Here is a 14700-nt window from a genome sequence, read left to right as displayed (position 1 = left end):
GCTCTACTCTGCAGAGCCAGTCACGCTCTCCGGCGACATCTACGCGAGCCACCCAGACATAAGCGCCACTATCAGACTATGATCAAACTATCTTAGCGCCTATGGGCTTTCGCCGGGACGACACTGAATGTTTAGTGCCGCTCCTCCGCCATACATTCACATCCTTCAGGATGAGATAGACCGGCCATGATGCGAGGGGCCTATCCCGGCAGCATCGCGAACGCGCTCGACACCATCGCCACCGGCTTGTTGTCGGTGGCAGAAGATAGCGTGACGCGGCCGAAGCTCATGGTGCGGCCGAGCCGGACCACGCGGGCGTCGGCCAGCACGTCGGACGCCGTCACCGCGCGCATGAAATGCGTGGTCTGGTCGACCGTCGTCATCGGCCGGTAGCCCTTGTTGGCCGCGAGGTTGGCGAGCACCATCGCGGTGTCGGCGAACGCCATCAGCGCCTGGCCGCAGACGATGCCGCCATTGCGGCACAGTCGCTCGGAAAACGGCATGCGCAGGATGGCGCCGGGCTGCCAGTCGGCATCGCCGGCAGGCGGCGTGATGTCGAACTGCTCGACCGCCAGATTGAGGTCCTGCACCCATGGCGCAAAGACGTCGCCGAGCACGCGTTTCGCGTCGTCGATCCCGAATTCCCCGGCTTGCTGCTGCATGACGTCCCGTTCCCTCTGTTGATGTTATCTATCTTGTTCTAGTTGCGCGTGACATGCACGGCCGGCGTGTTGCCCGCATTCCACTTGCCGTCGATCGCCCGTTCGATCTGGGCGGCGAGCTGCAGCAACAGCCCGTCACTCGCTTGCTTTCCGATCGCCTGAATGCCGAGCGGCAGGCCGTGCTCGTTGGTCGCGAGCGGCAGCGAGATCGCGGGGATGCCGCAGAGATTGGCGAGCGGCGTGAAGGCGAAGTTGCGCCAGAGATTGCCGAACCAGTCCAGCACCGACGGATTGTCGCTGATGGTGAGATATTCCGTGGTGCCGACCTTCGGCGTCGGCAGTGCCGTGATCGGCGTCAGGATGATGTCCCAGTCCTCGAAGAAGGCGCCGAAGCCGCGCGAGGTGGTGTTGAAGACGGCCTGCATGCGTGCGCGATCGGCGAAGCTGAAGTCGCGGCCATGCTCCCAGATGCGGATGTTGATCGGCTCGATCAGCTCCGCCGGCGGCCGCTCCAGCCCGCGCGCGGCGAGCATGTTGCCGATCACGACGGCGAAATTGCCGATGTAGCAGGTGGTCTGTGCCGCGAAGGCATCCCGGTAGTCGATCGACGGCAATGCGTAATCGACCTGATGGCCGAGGCCTTCGAGGAAGCGGCCGACCCGTTCGAGTTCGGCTGTGATGTGCGGCGTCGCGCGATAGTCGCCCCAGGTGTGCGACAGCGCGATTCTGAGCCGGCCGGGGTCGCGCGCGATCATCGCGGCATATGGCTCGGGCGAGGTCCAGAACGGCATGAACTCGCCGGGCGCAGGTCCCCGGCAGGCATCGACGAAGCCAGCGGTGTCGCGCACCGTGCGCGACTGGCAGCCCTGGATCGAGACCAGCCCGGTGAGATCGGACAGATGCGGCGCGAGCGAGAACACGCCGCGCGAGACTTTCAGGCCGATATTGCCGTTGACCCCGGCGGGAATGCGGATCGAGCCGCCGCCGTCGGTCGCATGCGCGATTGGCACCGCACCGGCGGCGACCATCGTCGCGCTGCCTGCCGACGAGCCGCAGGTGGTGTAGTCGGTGTTCCAGGGATTGCGCGTGACATAGACCGCGGGATTTTCCGCCGAGCTGCAGACCCCGAACTCCGGCGTCGTGGTGCGGCCGATCAAATTGAGCCCGGCCTTGCGCATCTTCGCGGTCAGGAAGGTATCCGCCGCGGCGCGATTGCCGCGCATCATCAGCGAGCCCATCTCCTGCAGCCGTCCCTTCAGGGTCGGGCCGAGGTCCTTCATCAGGAAGGGCAGGCCGGCGAACGGGCCGTCGAGGTCGGCGCCGTCGCGCGCCGGATCGGCGATCACATCGTCGAACAGCTCGACGACGCCGGAGAGCGCGGGATCGACCTTGGTGACGGCGCTGGCTGCCTGCGACGCCAGCTCACGGGGCGTCAGCTCGCCGGACCTGACGCGCTCCGCGAGCGCCGTCCCGTCGTGCTGCGTCCACTCGTCCCAGCTCATCGCCAAAGTCATTTGATCGATTCCTTTTCTGCTTTGTTGCGCACTGTAATTTGCGCGGCCGCCCGGTCAAACCAGTGCGCGCCGGCAGCCCGTCCGACGCGTGCTCGCGCTCCGACGCGCACTGCGCTGCGCTCCGACGCGCACTGCGCTGCGCTCCGACGCGCACTGCGCTGCGCTGCAAGCGCCGTGCCCGGCTTGAAAATGCCCCAGTTTCGGCGCCCAGTCGCCTGCTCGCGAGTGGTGGGGGCGTACATGTTCCGCAGGTTGGTGGTGCTCGGCGGCGTGATTGCGATCGGACTTGCGCTCAGCGGTTGCACGCGCTGCGGTCCGATCTGGGACGACTGGATGCAGTCGCCGAAATCCTGCAAGTCAGACCATCTCTAGGGGCATGATCCGGAAAAGTGGAAACCGGTTTTCCGAAAAAGATCATGCTCAAACAAAGAGATGAGAACATGATGCGATTCCGCGGAAACGCATCATGTTCGGGGCCGGGGCAGGCGCGCTTGGCGACGGCTTTGTTGCGGTGATATACCGCCGACGAAAATGCAGGGAGTGTTCTTATGAGAGTTTTGAGCGCAGTTGCGGTTGCGGTGCTGCTGTCGGCGCCGGCCTATGCGCAGATGCCGAACGTCAACCTGATGCCTGAGGTCAAGACCAGGACCCAGGAGGAGAAGGAGCAGGACGCGGTCAGGGACAAGGCCTACAAGGACTCGCTCAGCAAGATTCCCGATGCCAAGGGATCGTCCGATCCCTGGGGCGTCGTGCGCAGCGATCCGCCGAAGGCGGCCGCCCATCCCGCCAAGCCGAAGACCAAGACCGGAAGCTCGGCGCAGCCGGGAAGCGCCGCGCCGCGTAGCCAGTAACGCCCGTTCGGGGCGACCTCGTCCGCCTCCCTCCGACTCGGATTCTCCCGCCGCCACCCCTATATTGGGGGTGTCGTCAATTGGTCCGGAGTTGCGGCAATGGTGTCTCGTCCGCGCGATCTCGCCAGCCGGATGGCCGAGCGGCGAAAGCCGGACGACGGCTATCTGCGCGAGACCTTCAGCCTGCCACGCGATCAGGCCCGCGTGAGGGCGCGTGACTTTCTCAAGCGCTACCCGAAGGCGGCCTATATGAGCGCCGTCGAGAGCTGGCGCGAGCTCCCCGGCGGCGACATCGAGTTCACGATGCGGCGGCTGGCCAGCGCGGACTGAAGCGTTTTCGAGCGAAGCGGGCGCCGGTTCGTGTGTTCTAATTTTAATTAGAACCGAAGCTCTGCAGGCCAGCGCGTCAGGGCACCGGGGCGTGCACGATAGACTGTGCCTCAGTCCCCATTGCTGCCGCGGGTCCGTTCCCGCCCCAGATTGTTCAGCTCGCGATCAATCCGCAGCTGCACGCGGCGGATCGCCAGAAGATCGAGCTTTGCTTCGGTCTTGCCCGTGAAGACGCGATCGCCGATCTGGAAGCGCCATTTCCAGACGCCGGCCATCAGCTGAGTGACGCTGAACTCGACGCCCCTGTGGATCATTTGTAACGGTTCTGCGATTGAAGGGCGGTCGTCGATATTTAAACTATTAGTTGTAGTAATGATCAGCACCCGTAAAAAGATCGTGTGAAAGGCCGCGCCCGTTCGGGCCGTCGTTGTGGATTCCGGAAAGGATTCGTCCGCCGGCAGCGTCGCCACGGAACGGTCGCCAGCCATGTTGCCTGCCCGGCGCCGCGCAATTCGCGTTGCTTGGAGCAGGCCAATGTTACGAACGCTGGCGGAACCCGAGTCTTCCGTCGAACGCTACGGAGTTTTTCCAGCGCTCAGGAGGGGTACGAAGGTAGTATGCAGATTGTGCCAGCCGTTATCGGACGCCATCGCGCCTGTCAGGTTAACTTGTTGATTATCAGGGGAACTTCGGGCGCAAGGCGCGTCGCATGGCCGGAACTTTGTTCTTGGCCGGAGAACTACGGAATTTTAAACGGCCCCAACAGGGGGCCGCCAACCCGTCCCGGAGGCGGGTTTTCCTCCAGCAGTCGGGGGGCTACCTGTCTGGCTGGGGGCCCCCAAATAAGGGCACTGCCGGGTCAATTGTTCCAGTAAAGATTCCGCGAGAACAGATCGCGACCCGCAGGAAATTATGGGGCCAGAACATCTGAGGGCCTTCTCAGTAGTCCTACCGAGAACATCGGCTAACCCTTGGTTACGACGGGGTTAAACCCAAGCCGGGCCACTCGAAAAATCAAAGCAGGCCACTGTGGATGGAAACAGGCCGGCACCGGTCTGTTGGTGCTGTCCTAGTTGGGACACTCGCTTGGGGAAATCAGGACACTCATTCACTTATGCAAATGCCCTTCCGCGCCATGGAGGTTCTAGCTTGAGGTGGGGGTGTCCAGAATCTTTCCCTACCCCACGGGCGCTCCTCGGCCTCAGCCTCCCTGTCGGGGTGCTCGGTCAAAGGCGGGACGGGGATAGAACATCCGATGGGGCGCCTCGGTAGTCCTACTGAGAACATCGGCCAAGCTACGGTTTCCGTTCGCTTAATCGGAATTAGGACACTCTCAAAATCAAATGAGGATACGGGGGTTTAAAGACGGACAGCACCGGTCTGCTGGTACTGGCCGAAACAGGCCACTCGCCAGAACAAAACAGGCCACTGACCCCTTCCGTAGTTTTACTGACTCCAACTACCAGAAGTCGAGCCTACTTGTGGACTCTACCACATGGAGGAAGCATGTCTCGGGTTACTGAGGATGAAGTTGCCAAGGCCGCCGAAGCGATTTTGAAGTCCAGCGCTACCGGACGGGCCACGATCAAGGAACTGATTGCCGAAATTCCAAACCAGATCGTTCTTTCAGAAGAAGACTTAAAGCAAAGCGAAACGCGCCCCAACGAAGCCGTTTGGGAGCAGCAGGTGCGTAATATCACCTCTCACAAAGCGTCTCCCGGCAACGCGATCTACGAAGGACGACTTGTACAAATCCCGGGCGGACTCGCGCTCCCCGGGAAAGACTAAGCAAACTTCGCCTTATAGCCGGGCTTGAACCATTTCAATTCGGTTCTGCCCGGCGCGTCCTTGTCCCAGACGAACCAAGCATACGCTGTCGTGCCGCTACCTTTCGGCTCTACGCCGCTTGGGTAGAAGGTAATGCGCTCGCTGAAAACCCAAACGCGCGCGGGCGGGATTTTGGCGAAAATTGTATTTGCGCGATTAGCCCCTTCAAGGAAGGCAAGGCGCAGAAGCAGCGCGAACTTTCTATTCGAGTGTTTGACGCCACTCGCAACAAATCCCTCAGCGCAATTGTACGGCGGATTGGTCACGATATTGTCGGCGGACCACTGAGGCGCGAGGAAATCAAATCCGGCTTCTCCATAGCCGCGATCGTACAGATCGGAGCTGCGAACGGATTGCCCTGTCTGCTCCAGCACCTTAGACATGCTGCCATCGCCGCACGCGCTTTCCCAAATGTCGCCGCTGAATTTCTCGTTGTCGATAAGGGCAAATGTCGCCCACTGTGGCGTTGGAAAAAAATCAGGTCCGCTGAGATCAGCGAACCTCTTCATTGTAGGCTTGAACCCACCATTCAAATTGTACGTGGCGTCCGCCATGCGAATCTCCTTGCTGACCGCAGAGTAACAGAATCATTGATTCAGCAAGAGTTTTTGGTGAGTCATTTTGACTCACCGCTTTCCTCCCTCGATTACTACGAACTTCCGACGCCGGTCCGGAGGCGTCTCCGTGGGCAGCGCGGGAGCCACAGAGAGCGCAGCGTCCACAAGCCGCGCAATGCTCCACGCCTTCTCGGTGACGCCCAGCGCCTTCGCTGGCGTCGTGCGCAGGGCTTCATGGGTGCGGCAGAGATTATAGTGGCAGACGTACAGCGCGACGGCCGCGATATGGTTCTCCAAGTTCTTTGAAAAGCCATTGGTGAGGCGAGTGAACCGGCGCGACGACATGCGCAGCGAAAGGTTTTGCCGCTCAACGTAACTCGTCGAGACGTTCTGATCCGGGGCCGCCAACTGAGGCGGCCTCAGCGCCTCTTGATCTGCGTCAAGTTCCGCAGCGGCATGTCAGATTAACAGTCCTCCACGAGCTAGGAGGATCGACCATGAAATCCGGCATCGCATTGCTTGCTCTGGTTCTGGCTGCGCTTCCGGCTATAGCTCAGCAGCAAGAGAAGCCGAAGCGGCTTATTGATGAGCATCGCCCCGGTGTGACGTATGAAGATTGCGTCGCGAGGTGCGATGCATGCATGGGCCACAGAAACGAGGCGTGCATCGCTAATTACTGCCGTGGCTATGAGCGCCGAAAGCCCGGTGCAAAGCCGTTGCCGATTGTGTGCCCGAGCTACGGCGGCTAACCAAAAGATGGGGATATTCCATGGGTCGCTGTCTGGTTATCGTTGCTGTGATCGGCTTGTTCACTTCGTCCGCCAACGCCATGACCATGGAGGAGTGCCGGGCGCAGTACAAAGCGGAATACAACCACCCCGCAAAGAAAAAGGGGATCGGTATCGATTGGCATGGCTATCAAACCAAGCGCTGCGGTATTGACCCGAACGCTAGCGTGCCAGCGCCGAAAGACGCTCCAAAGCCTCACTGATTTCAAACTGAGGCGAGGCTCAGTGCAGGCGCTCGCGAAGCTTCTTTATGATTTCGCGAAGGTCTTTGGCATACTCCTCGATGATGCGCCGAGCCTCCTCTAAACGCGTGGGGCGCTTTGGCTCCTCCTCAGGCTTGACGGGTTCCTTCATGCCCGGAGGGTTGAGCCGGGCCAGGTGCGGCCGATTGAGTTAGATCAAGGGCACCTCTAATCCCGCCATTTGGCCCTCTTTTTCCGCCTCCGCGCGGAACTTCGTTCCCCCACGGAGAACACCCGGTAACACTCGTCCGCTGGGGATAGCGAACACTTGGCGGACCATAACCATTGCTATGGTGAGAACATCCACCGCGCGGTTCAGTAGTCCTACCGAGAACATCGGCTAACCCTTGGTTGAGGCGGGGTTAAACCCAAACTAGGCCACTCCAAAAATCAAAGCAGGCCACTAGGGATGGAAACAGGCCAGCACCGGTCTGCTCGAAAGAACATATTGCGAACTTAGAACAAACGTGGTACGAGGTTCCAATCAACAACGCATTTCCGCCTGATCTCATCGCCCGTTTTCCCGCTAGCGAATCCCCGCCATAAGGAGCACATCCCAAATGTCCGCCACCGCACTGCGTATCGTCGAAGGATCCTCCATGGACAAGTCCAAGGCCCTCTCAGCCGCGCTCTCCCAGATCGAGCGCCAGTTCGGCAAGGGCTCGGTGATGAAGCTCGGCAAGAACGACCGTTCGATGGATGTCGAGACGGTGTCGTCGGGGTCGCTCGGGCTCGATATCGCGCTCGGCGTCGGCGGCCTGCCGAAGGGGCGCATCGTCGAAATCTACGGGCCGGAATCGTCGGGCAAGACCACGCTGGCGCTGCACACGGTGGCGGAAGGCCAGAAGAAGGGCGGCATCTGCGCCTTCATCGACGCTGAACACGCGCTCGATCCGGTCTATGCGCGCAAGCTCGGCGTCAACATCGACGAGCTCTTGATCTCGCAGCCGGACACCGGCGAGCAGGCACTCGAGATCGCCGACACGCTGGTGCGCTCCGGCGCGGTCGACGTGCTGGTGATCGATTCGGTCGCGGCGCTGGTGCCGAAGGCCGAGCTCGAGGGCGAGATGGGCGATGCGCTGCCGGGTCTGCAGGCCCGCCTGATGAGCCAGGCGCTGCGCAAGCTCACCGCCTCGATCAACAAGTCGAACACGATGGTGATCTTCATCAACCAGATCCGTATGAAGATCGGCGTGATGTACGGCTCGCCGGAGACCACCACCGGCGGCAACGCGCTGAAGTTTTATGCCTCGGTTCGTCTCGACATCCGCCGCATCGGCGCTATCAAGGAGCGCGACGAAGTCGTCGGCAACACCACCCGCGTCAAGGTGGTGAAGAACAAGCTGGCGCCGCCCTTCAAGCAGGTCGAGTTCGACATCATGTATGGCGAGGGCGTTTCCAAGATGGGCGAGATCCTCGACCTCGGCGTCAAGGCCGGCATCGTCGAGAAGTCCGGCGCCTGGTTCTCCTATGACAGCCAGCGGCTCGGCCAGGGTCGCGAGAATTCCAAGGCGTTCCTGAAGTCGAATCCCGACATCACCGCCAAGATCGAAGCCGCGATCCGGCAGAACTCCGGCCTGATCTCCGAGCAGATCCTCGCCGGCACGCCCGAACGCGACGCCGAGGGCGAGGAGCCGACGGAGGAGTAAGTCTCAATCATTTCGCTGCAAGCGGGCGCTGAGGACGTTGAGTTGCCGACGTCTTCGGCGCCCGTTTGGTTTTGTGTGTCTTTTGTAAAGCAGTTGATCCTCAGCTTGCGGTGCTGATGCCATCGCGCGTAGCCGGAGAGCATCGTGACAAGTCTGATCCTGGCGACAAGTGAACTCGCGAGCTATCGCCTGAGGCAGGCGGGAAGGGCGGACATCGTCGTCGGGTTGAGGCCGCGCTTCGTTTGGGGGAAAATGCCCTCGTCGGATGACCTCACGACCCTGCTGGAACCGCGTTCCGCAAAGCATGTCGATTTCGACACGCACTGGCTCGACTTCGCCAGTTCAAGATGGACCGGCTCGATCGGTCGGGACATTGGGCTTGTCGAGTTGTGCGAGCGTTGCGATAGCGTCGAGCTATGGGCTGATCCCCAGCCGAATGACCAGTTGGTGCTGGCCTGGTTGCTCGACGTGCTCCGCCCGCACCGCCACATCGTAGCGAAGCTCAAGCTGGTCCAGACCGATGTCGAGATCGGCGGGTACCGAGGCGAGAGCTTGGCGAAATGGCGATTGCCTGCACTTGCGGTGACCGATGATCGGCTGGAATTGGCCGGTCGCGCCTGGAATGCCTATCGCGCTCCGACGCCCGAGCCCTGTTTCGACCTTCTCATGCAGGATCTGTCGGCCATCCCGCAGCTCCGCGCGGCGCTGATTGCGTTGCTGGAGGAGCTACCCGGGCAAGACACCGGCCTCGGCGCGTCCGAACTGCGGATGCTGGATCTCGTCGCCGACGGCGAGACAAGCCCACAGGTCCTTTCAAACGAGCTGAACCGGGAACGCGGCGTGTTCGATTTTCAGGAAGCGGAGCTGATCCTGGACCGGCTCGCCTATTGTCCATCACCGGTTCTGACCGGATTCCCCGCGGAGATCGAAGCGCCCGACGATCTGAAGGCCCGAAACAACCGACACCGGGACAGTCGGCTGTCGCTCACCGATTTCGGCCAGGAAGTGTCGGATCGCGAGCTCGACTTCAGCCAGTACAACACGATCCATCGCTGGTGGGGCGGCACCGAACTGACCAATGAGCGGCTGTGGCGCTGGGACGCCGAGAGCCGCACTCTCGTCGCTCCGTAAGGCTTGTTCGAGCGACGCCAGCACGCGACGTTCTGATCTCTACGCCAGCGCCTTTTCCCGGCTCGCGATCAGCGCCCGCAAATCCTCGGTCACCGCGACCGACTGATGGGTCTTCTGGTCGGTCGCGACCCAGATGATCTCGCCGGTGGCGCGCAGGTCATCGGAGCCTTTGGCGAAGATCGCGAGCGCAAGATTGATCGAGGAGCGGCCGATCTTGGCGACCCGGACGCAGACCTCGATGTCCTCGTCGAACCGGATCGGAGCCTTGTACTCGACGACCGATTTCACGGTGTGGAAGTCGATGCCGGTCCGCGCCACCTCGCCGAGATAGTCGTAGCCGAGCGCGCGGAAATATTCGGTGATGGCGGTGTCGAAATAGGTGAGGTAGTGGGCGTTGAACACCACGGCCTGCGCGTCGACCTCCGAATAGCGGACGCGGACCGGGAAATGGAACCAGAATTCCTCGCGCATGTTTCCTCCTGCCGCGGGCGGGCCAGTCCGTCATTCCGGGGCGCGACGAAGTCGCGAATCCGGAATCCGGAAGTCGTGGATCGAGATTCCGGGTTCTCGCTTCGCGAGCCCCGGAATGACACCGAGTGAATCACGCGTCAGAGACGCAGCACGACGTAGCTGCAACAATGGTGCGCTTTACTCAGCCGCCTGCGCGTAATCCTCGACCGGCGGGCACGAGCACACCAGGTTGCGGTCGCCGTAGACGTTGTCGACGCGGCCGACCGGGCTCCAGTATTTGTCGGACCGCGACACGCCGTCCGGGAAGCAGCCTTCGGCGCGGGTGTAGGCCCGGTTCCAGGCATCGTCGGCGATGTCGTGCACGGTGTGCGGCGCGTGGCGCAGCGGCGAGGCCTCGACCTCCCAGCGGCCCTTCTCGATCTCCGCGATCTCGCCCCGGATCGCGATCATGGCGTCGCAGAACCGGTCGATCTCGAACTTCGATTCCGATTCCGTCGGTTCGATCATCAGCGTGCCCGCCACCGGGAAGCTCATGGTCGGCGCGTGGAAGCCGTAGTCGATCAGGCGTTTCGCGATGTCGTCGACGGTGACGCCGCTGGTCGTCTTCAGCGGCCGCGGATCGATGATGCACTCATGCGCAACGCGGCCGCGCTCGTTGCGGTACAGCACCGGGAAGTGTGGCTGCAGCCGTGCGGCGATGTAGTTGGCATTGAGGATCGCGATCTCGGTGGCGCGCGTCAGACCTTCGCCGCCCATCATCAGGATGTAGATGTAGGAGATGGTCAGGATCGACGCCGAGCCAAACGGCGCGGCCGACACCGGGCCGATGGCGTGCGCAGTTGCCCCGTCGGTTGCGGGATGGCCCGGCAGATAGGGCGCAAGATGCGCCTTCACGCCGATCGGGCCCATGCCGGGGCCGCCGCCGCCATGCGGAATGCAGAAGGTCTTGTGCAGGTTGAGATGGCTGACATCGGCGCCGTAATCGCCGGGCCGCGACAGTCCGACCTGCGCGTTCATGTTGGCGCCGTCGAGATAGACCTGGCCGCCATGGGCATGCACGATGTCGCAGATCTCGCGGATATGCTCCTCGAACACGCCGTGGGTCGACGGATAGGTGATCATGACCGCGGCAAGGTTGGCGGAGTGCTTCTCCGCCTTGGCGCGAAGATCATTGACGTCGACGTCGCCGCGCGCATCGCACGCGACGACCACGACCTCCATGCCGACCATCGCAGCCGAGGCCGGATTGGTGCCGTGCGCGGAGGAGGGGATCAGGCACACCTTGCGGTGCGGCTCGCCGCGCGCGAGGTGATAGCCGCGGATCGCCAGCAGCCCGGCATATTCGCCCTGCGCGCCGGAATTCGGCTGCAGCGAGACTGCGTCATAGCCGGTGATGTCGCACAGCCATTGCTCCAGCCGCTTGAACAGCGCGTGATAGCCCTTGGCCTGATCCGCCGGCGCGAACGGATGCAGATTGCCGAACGCCGGCCAGGTCAGCGGGATCATTTCGGTGGTGGCGTTGAGCTTCATCGTGCAGGAGCCGAGCGGGATCATCGCGCGGTCGAGCGCGAGGTCACGATCGCTGAGCTTGCGCATGTAGCGCAGCAGCTCGGTCTCGGAACGATGCGTATTGAACACCGGATGGCTGAGGAAGGCGCTGGTGCGCCGCAGCTCCTTCGGCAGCGCCTCGTGCGCGCCGGCCTCGATCTCGGCATAGCTGAGCTTGCCGCCGAACACGCGCCACACCGCCTCGACCGTCTCCGGCGTCGAGGTCTCGTCGAGCGCGATGCCGAGCGTGGTCGCGCCGACGCGAAGGTTGATCTGTTCCGCCTGCGCGCGGGTGACGAGCTCGATCTGCTTGCTACCTGCCTCGACGGTCACGGTATCGAAGAACGCTTCGCTGGTCGGCGCAAAGCCGAGCTTGCGCAGGCCGGCCGCAAGCACGGTGGCGCGACGATGCACGCTGCGTGCGATATGGGTCAGGCCCTCGGGACCGTGATAGACCGCATACATCGAGGCGATCACGGCGAGCAGCACCTGCGCGGTGCAGATGTTCGAGGTCGCCTTCTCGCGGCGGATATGCTGCTCGCGGGTCTGCAGCGCGAGGCGATAGGCGGGCTGGCCACGCGAATCCACCGAGAGGCCGACGATGCGGCCGGGCAGCGAGCGCTTCAGCGTGTCGCGCACCGCCATATAGGCGGCGTGTGGTCCGCCATACCCCATCGGCACGCCGAACCGCTGCGCCGAACCGATCGCGATGTCGGCGCCGAGCTCGCCGGGCGAGGCGAGCAGCGTCAGCGACAGCAGGTCCGCCGCGACGATCGCAAGCGCGCCCTTGGCGCGCAGCGACGCGATGGCAGGCTTGAGGTCGCGTACTGCGCCCGACGTTCCCGGATATTGCAGCAGCGCGCCGAGCACATCGGCGTTGTCGAGCTCGGTCAGGGGATCGCCGACCACCAGCGCCCAGCCCAGCGGCGCGGCGCGCGTGCGCATCACCGCCAGCGTCTGCGGATGCACCTCCTTGTCGACGAAGAACACCTTTGCCTTGACCTGCGAGTGGCGCTCGGCGAGCGCCATCGCTTCCGCCGCGGCGGTCGCCTCGTCGAGCAGCGAGGCGTTGGCGACGTCGAGCCCGGTGAGATCGCAGATCATGGTCTGGAAATTGAACAGGGCCTCGAGCCGGCCCTGGCTGATCTCCGGCTGGTACGGCGTATAGGCGGTGTACCAGGCCGGGTTCTCCAGAATGTTGCGCTGGATCACCGCGGGCAGGATGGTGCCCGAATAGCCCTGGCCGATCAGCGAGGTGAACACCTGGTTCTGCGCGGCGAGCTCGCTCATATGCGCGAGCGCCTCGGTCTCGCTCAGCGCCCGGCCGAGATCGAGCGGCGCCTTCTGCCGGATCGACGCCGGCAGCGTCTCGTTCATCAGCGCCTGCAGGCTCGCGGCGCCGACCGTCTCCAGCATCGCGTTGACGTCGCGCGGCGACGGTCCGATGTGGCGGCGGACGAAATCGGTGGCGGCTTCGTTGATCGGCTTGAAGGGCGCGTTCATGACGTGATCCTCGGAGTGATCCTTTAGGCGGTGTGCGCGGCGTAGGCGGCCTCGTCCATCAGGCCGCCGAGCTCGCCCTTGTCGGCAATCTTCAGCTTGAAGAACCAGGCCTTGCCGCCGGCGTCGGAATTGACCAGCGCGGGCTCGGCGGCGAGCGCGTCGTTGACCTCGACCACCTCGCCGGAGATCGGCGCGTAAACGTCGGAGGCGGCCTTGACGGATTCGACGACAGCGGCGGCCTCGGCCTTCTTCAGGCTGCGGCCGACCTTGGGCAGTTCGACGAACACGACGTCGCCGAGCTGCGACTGCGCATAGTCGGTGATCCCGATCGTGGCGACGTCGCCCTCGATGCGGAGCCATTCGTGGTCGGACGTGTACAGCGTCGTCATGGGGTCGATCCTTTGGCGTTCAGCGTTTGTAGGTATTGGGGACGAAGGGCGTAGCGGCGACTTTCAGCGGCAGCCGCTGGCCGCGCACTTCGGCGAAAACGGTGGTGCCGACGGCGGAAAGGGCCGTGGGCAGGTAGCCCATCGCAACCGGCGCATTGAGGCTCGGGCCGAAGCCGCCCGAGGTCACCTTGCCGATCTGCTCGGTCGAGCCGGCATCGGCGAACAGCGCGGCGCCTTCGCGCACCGGTGCGCGGCCGTCAGGCTTCAGGCCGACCCGTCGGCGCGCAGCGCCATCTGCGAATTGCGCGAGAATTTTGTCGGCGCCGGGGAAGCCGCCGGCGCGGGCGCCGCCGCTGCGGCGAACCTTCTGCACCGACCATTCCAGCGCGCCTTCGACCGGTGTCGTCGTGGTGTCGATGTCATGGCCATAGAGGCACAGCCCGGCTTCGAGCCGCAGGCTGTCGCGCGCGCCGAGCCCGATCGGCAACACGTCGGGATTGTCGAGCAGCGCGGTGACCAGGGCTTCCACCTTGTCCGCGGGCACGGAAATCTCAAAGCCGTCCTCGCCGGTATAGCCGGAGCGCGAGACGAAGCAGTCGACGTCGCCGACGCGGCGCGGACCGGCATCCATGAATTTCATCGAACCGACATCTGCACAAAGTTTCGCCAGCGCCGATTCGGCTTTAGGGCCCTGCAGCGCGATCAGCGCGCGGTCGGCCAGCGAGATGATCTCGCAGGCGTCGGAGAGATTCGCGCGCAGATGCGCCTCGTCCTCGGCCTTGCAAGCGGCGTTGACCACCAGGAACAGGTGATCGCCGAAATTCGCCACCATCAGGTCGTCGAGCAGGCCACCGTCATTGTTGGTGAATTGCGCGTAGCGCTGCCGTCCCGGCGCGATGCCGACGATGTCCTGCGGCACCAGTTTTTCCAGTGCGAGCGCGGCATCCGCGACCTTGCCGGATTTGGCCTTCAGCACGAGCTGGCCCATGTGCGACACATCGAACAGGCCGGCTTCCTTGCGGGTGTGCAGGTGCTCCTTCAGCACGCCAGCCGCGTATTGCACCGGCATGTCATAGCCGGCGAACGGCACCATCTTGGCGCCTCGCGCAAGGTGCAGCGCGTGCAGCGGGGTCTGTTTCAGCGGGGAGGTTTCGCGCGCAAGCATCACAGGGCCTCGCGGTTCCCGCCGGGGACCTATTTCCCCTTGAGAAACCTGCAGAAAGCCCCATCTGTCGCTG

16 protein-coding genes and 1 pseudogene are annotated in these 14700 nt (G+C 63.3%); 8 read left to right on the top strand and 9 right to left on the bottom strand.

The window, feature by feature from the left end; genetic code table 11:
- Positions 1–200: 200 nt before the first annotated feature.
- A complete protein-coding gene (locus tag ACVMDN_RS22475) occupies positions 201–662 on the bottom strand; it encodes a PaaI family thioesterase (protein WP_057018362.1) in 462 nt (153 codons plus the stop codon).
- Between the two features lie 38 nt (positions 663–700).
- The gene (locus tag ACVMDN_RS22470) at positions 701–2176 is read right to left on the bottom strand and encodes an amidase (RefSeq protein WP_456834975.1); all 1476 of its coding nucleotides are present in this window, start codon (positions 2174–2176) and stop codon (positions 701–703) included.
- A gap of 240 nt (positions 2177–2416) precedes the next feature.
- On the opposite strand from ACVMDN_RS22470, the gene ACVMDN_RS22465 reads away from it, so the two are divergent.
- The 3 genes from ACVMDN_RS22465 to ACVMDN_RS22455 all read left to right on the top strand — a co-directional run bounded on the left by ACVMDN_RS22465 (position 2417) and on the right by ACVMDN_RS22455 (position 3357).
- Entirely contained in the window at positions 2417–2548 is a 132-nt protein-coding gene (locus ACVMDN_RS22465) for a hypothetical protein (protein WP_057018364.1), read from the top strand.
- Positions 2549–2724: 176 nt separating this feature from the next.
- A complete protein-coding gene (locus ACVMDN_RS22460) occupies positions 2725–3027 on the top strand; it encodes a hypothetical protein (protein WP_076828393.1) in 303 nt (100 codons plus the stop codon).
- Positions 3028–3126: 99 nt separating this feature from the next.
- Positions 3127–3357 (top strand): hypothetical protein, encoded by a 231-nt coding sequence (locus ACVMDN_RS22455; RefSeq protein ID WP_016848527.1) that lies wholly within the window; start codon positions 3127–3129, stop codon positions 3355–3357.
- 110 nt (positions 3358–3467) lie between these two features.
- On the opposite strand, the gene ACVMDN_RS22450 is transcribed toward ACVMDN_RS22455, so the two are convergent.
- On the bottom strand, positions 3468–3671 hold the full coding sequence (locus tag ACVMDN_RS22450) for a hypothetical protein (RefSeq protein WP_253625984.1): 204 nt from the start codon (positions 3669–3671) through the stop codon (positions 3468–3470).
- 1192 nt (positions 3672–4863) lie between these two features.
- Here ACVMDN_RS22450 and ACVMDN_RS22445 point away from each other — a divergent pair.
- On the top strand, positions 4864–5145 hold the full coding sequence (locus ACVMDN_RS22445) for a hypothetical protein (protein ID WP_253623715.1): 282 nt from the start codon (positions 4864–4866) through the stop codon (positions 5143–5145).
- Here ACVMDN_RS22445 and ACVMDN_RS22440 read toward each other — a convergent pair.
- Together ACVMDN_RS22440 and ACVMDN_RS22435 are read right to left on the bottom strand one after the other, a co-directional pair.
- Positions 5142–5738, bottom strand: a complete 597-nt coding sequence (locus tag ACVMDN_RS22440; protein ID WP_253623716.1) for a hypothetical protein — start codon at positions 5736–5738, stop codon at positions 5142–5144. The genes ACVMDN_RS22445 and ACVMDN_RS22440 overlap by 4 nt on opposite strands.
- A 72-nt stretch (positions 5739–5810) precedes the next feature.
- Positions 5811–6140: pseudogene (locus ACVMDN_RS22435) on the bottom strand (IS1 family transposase); the annotation flags it as partial.
- Between the two features lie 98 nt (positions 6141–6238).
- Here ACVMDN_RS22435 and ACVMDN_RS22430 point away from each other — a divergent pair.
- From ACVMDN_RS22430 to ACVMDN_RS22415, 4 genes are all read left to right on the top strand, one after another.
- Positions 6239–6490 (top strand): hypothetical protein, encoded by a 252-nt coding sequence (locus tag ACVMDN_RS22430; RefSeq protein ID WP_253623717.1) that lies wholly within the window; start codon positions 6239–6241, stop codon positions 6488–6490.
- Positions 6491–6510: 20 nt separating this feature from the next.
- Positions 6511–6732, top strand: a complete 222-nt coding sequence (locus ACVMDN_RS22425) for a hypothetical protein (RefSeq protein WP_253623718.1) — start codon at positions 6511–6513, stop codon at positions 6730–6732.
- Positions 6733–7331: 599 nt separating this feature from the next.
- Positions 7332–8420, top strand: a complete 1089-nt coding sequence (gene recA / locus ACVMDN_RS22420; protein WP_028337774.1) for a recombinase RecA — start codon at positions 7332–7334, stop codon at positions 8418–8420.
- 144 nt (positions 8421–8564) lie between these two features.
- Complete coding sequence (locus ACVMDN_RS22415; protein ID WP_253623719.1) at positions 8565–9551, top strand: hypothetical protein; 987 nt, start codon at positions 8565–8567, stop codon at positions 9549–9551.
- A gap of 39 nt (positions 9552–9590) precedes the next feature.
- Here the strand turns inward: ACVMDN_RS22415 and ACVMDN_RS22410 are convergent, their stop codons facing one another.
- The 4 genes from ACVMDN_RS22410 to gcvT form a co-directional block, all read right to left on the bottom strand.
- On the bottom strand, positions 9591–10022 hold the full coding sequence (locus ACVMDN_RS22410) for an acyl-CoA thioesterase (protein WP_253623720.1): 432 nt from the start codon (positions 10020–10022) through the stop codon (positions 9591–9593).
- Positions 10023–10199: 177 nt separating this feature from the next.
- Positions 10200–13073, bottom strand: a complete 2874-nt coding sequence (gene gcvP / locus ACVMDN_RS22405; protein WP_253623721.1) for an aminomethyl-transferring glycine dehydrogenase — start codon at positions 13071–13073, stop codon at positions 10200–10202.
- Between the two features lie 23 nt (positions 13074–13096).
- Positions 13097–13462, bottom strand: coding sequence for a glycine cleavage system protein GcvH (gene gcvH / locus ACVMDN_RS22400; RefSeq protein ID WP_057018368.1), 366 nt, complete (start codon positions 13460–13462; stop codon positions 13097–13099).
- Positions 13463–13481: 19 nt separating this feature from the next.
- Positions 13482–14627 carry a glycine cleavage system aminomethyltransferase GcvT gene (gcvT, locus tag ACVMDN_RS22395; RefSeq protein WP_253623722.1) on the bottom strand — a complete coding sequence of 382 codons (1146 nt, stop codon included), beginning with the start codon at positions 14625–14627 and terminating at the stop codon, positions 13482–13484.
- Between the last annotated feature and the right edge of the window lie 73 nt (positions 14628–14700).

The sequence above is a fragment of the Bradyrhizobium sp. USDA 4510 genome, assembly GCF_054059095.1.
Note: the sequence above shows the minus strand (reverse complement) of the source record. Positions and strands in the feature narration are given on the sequence as shown.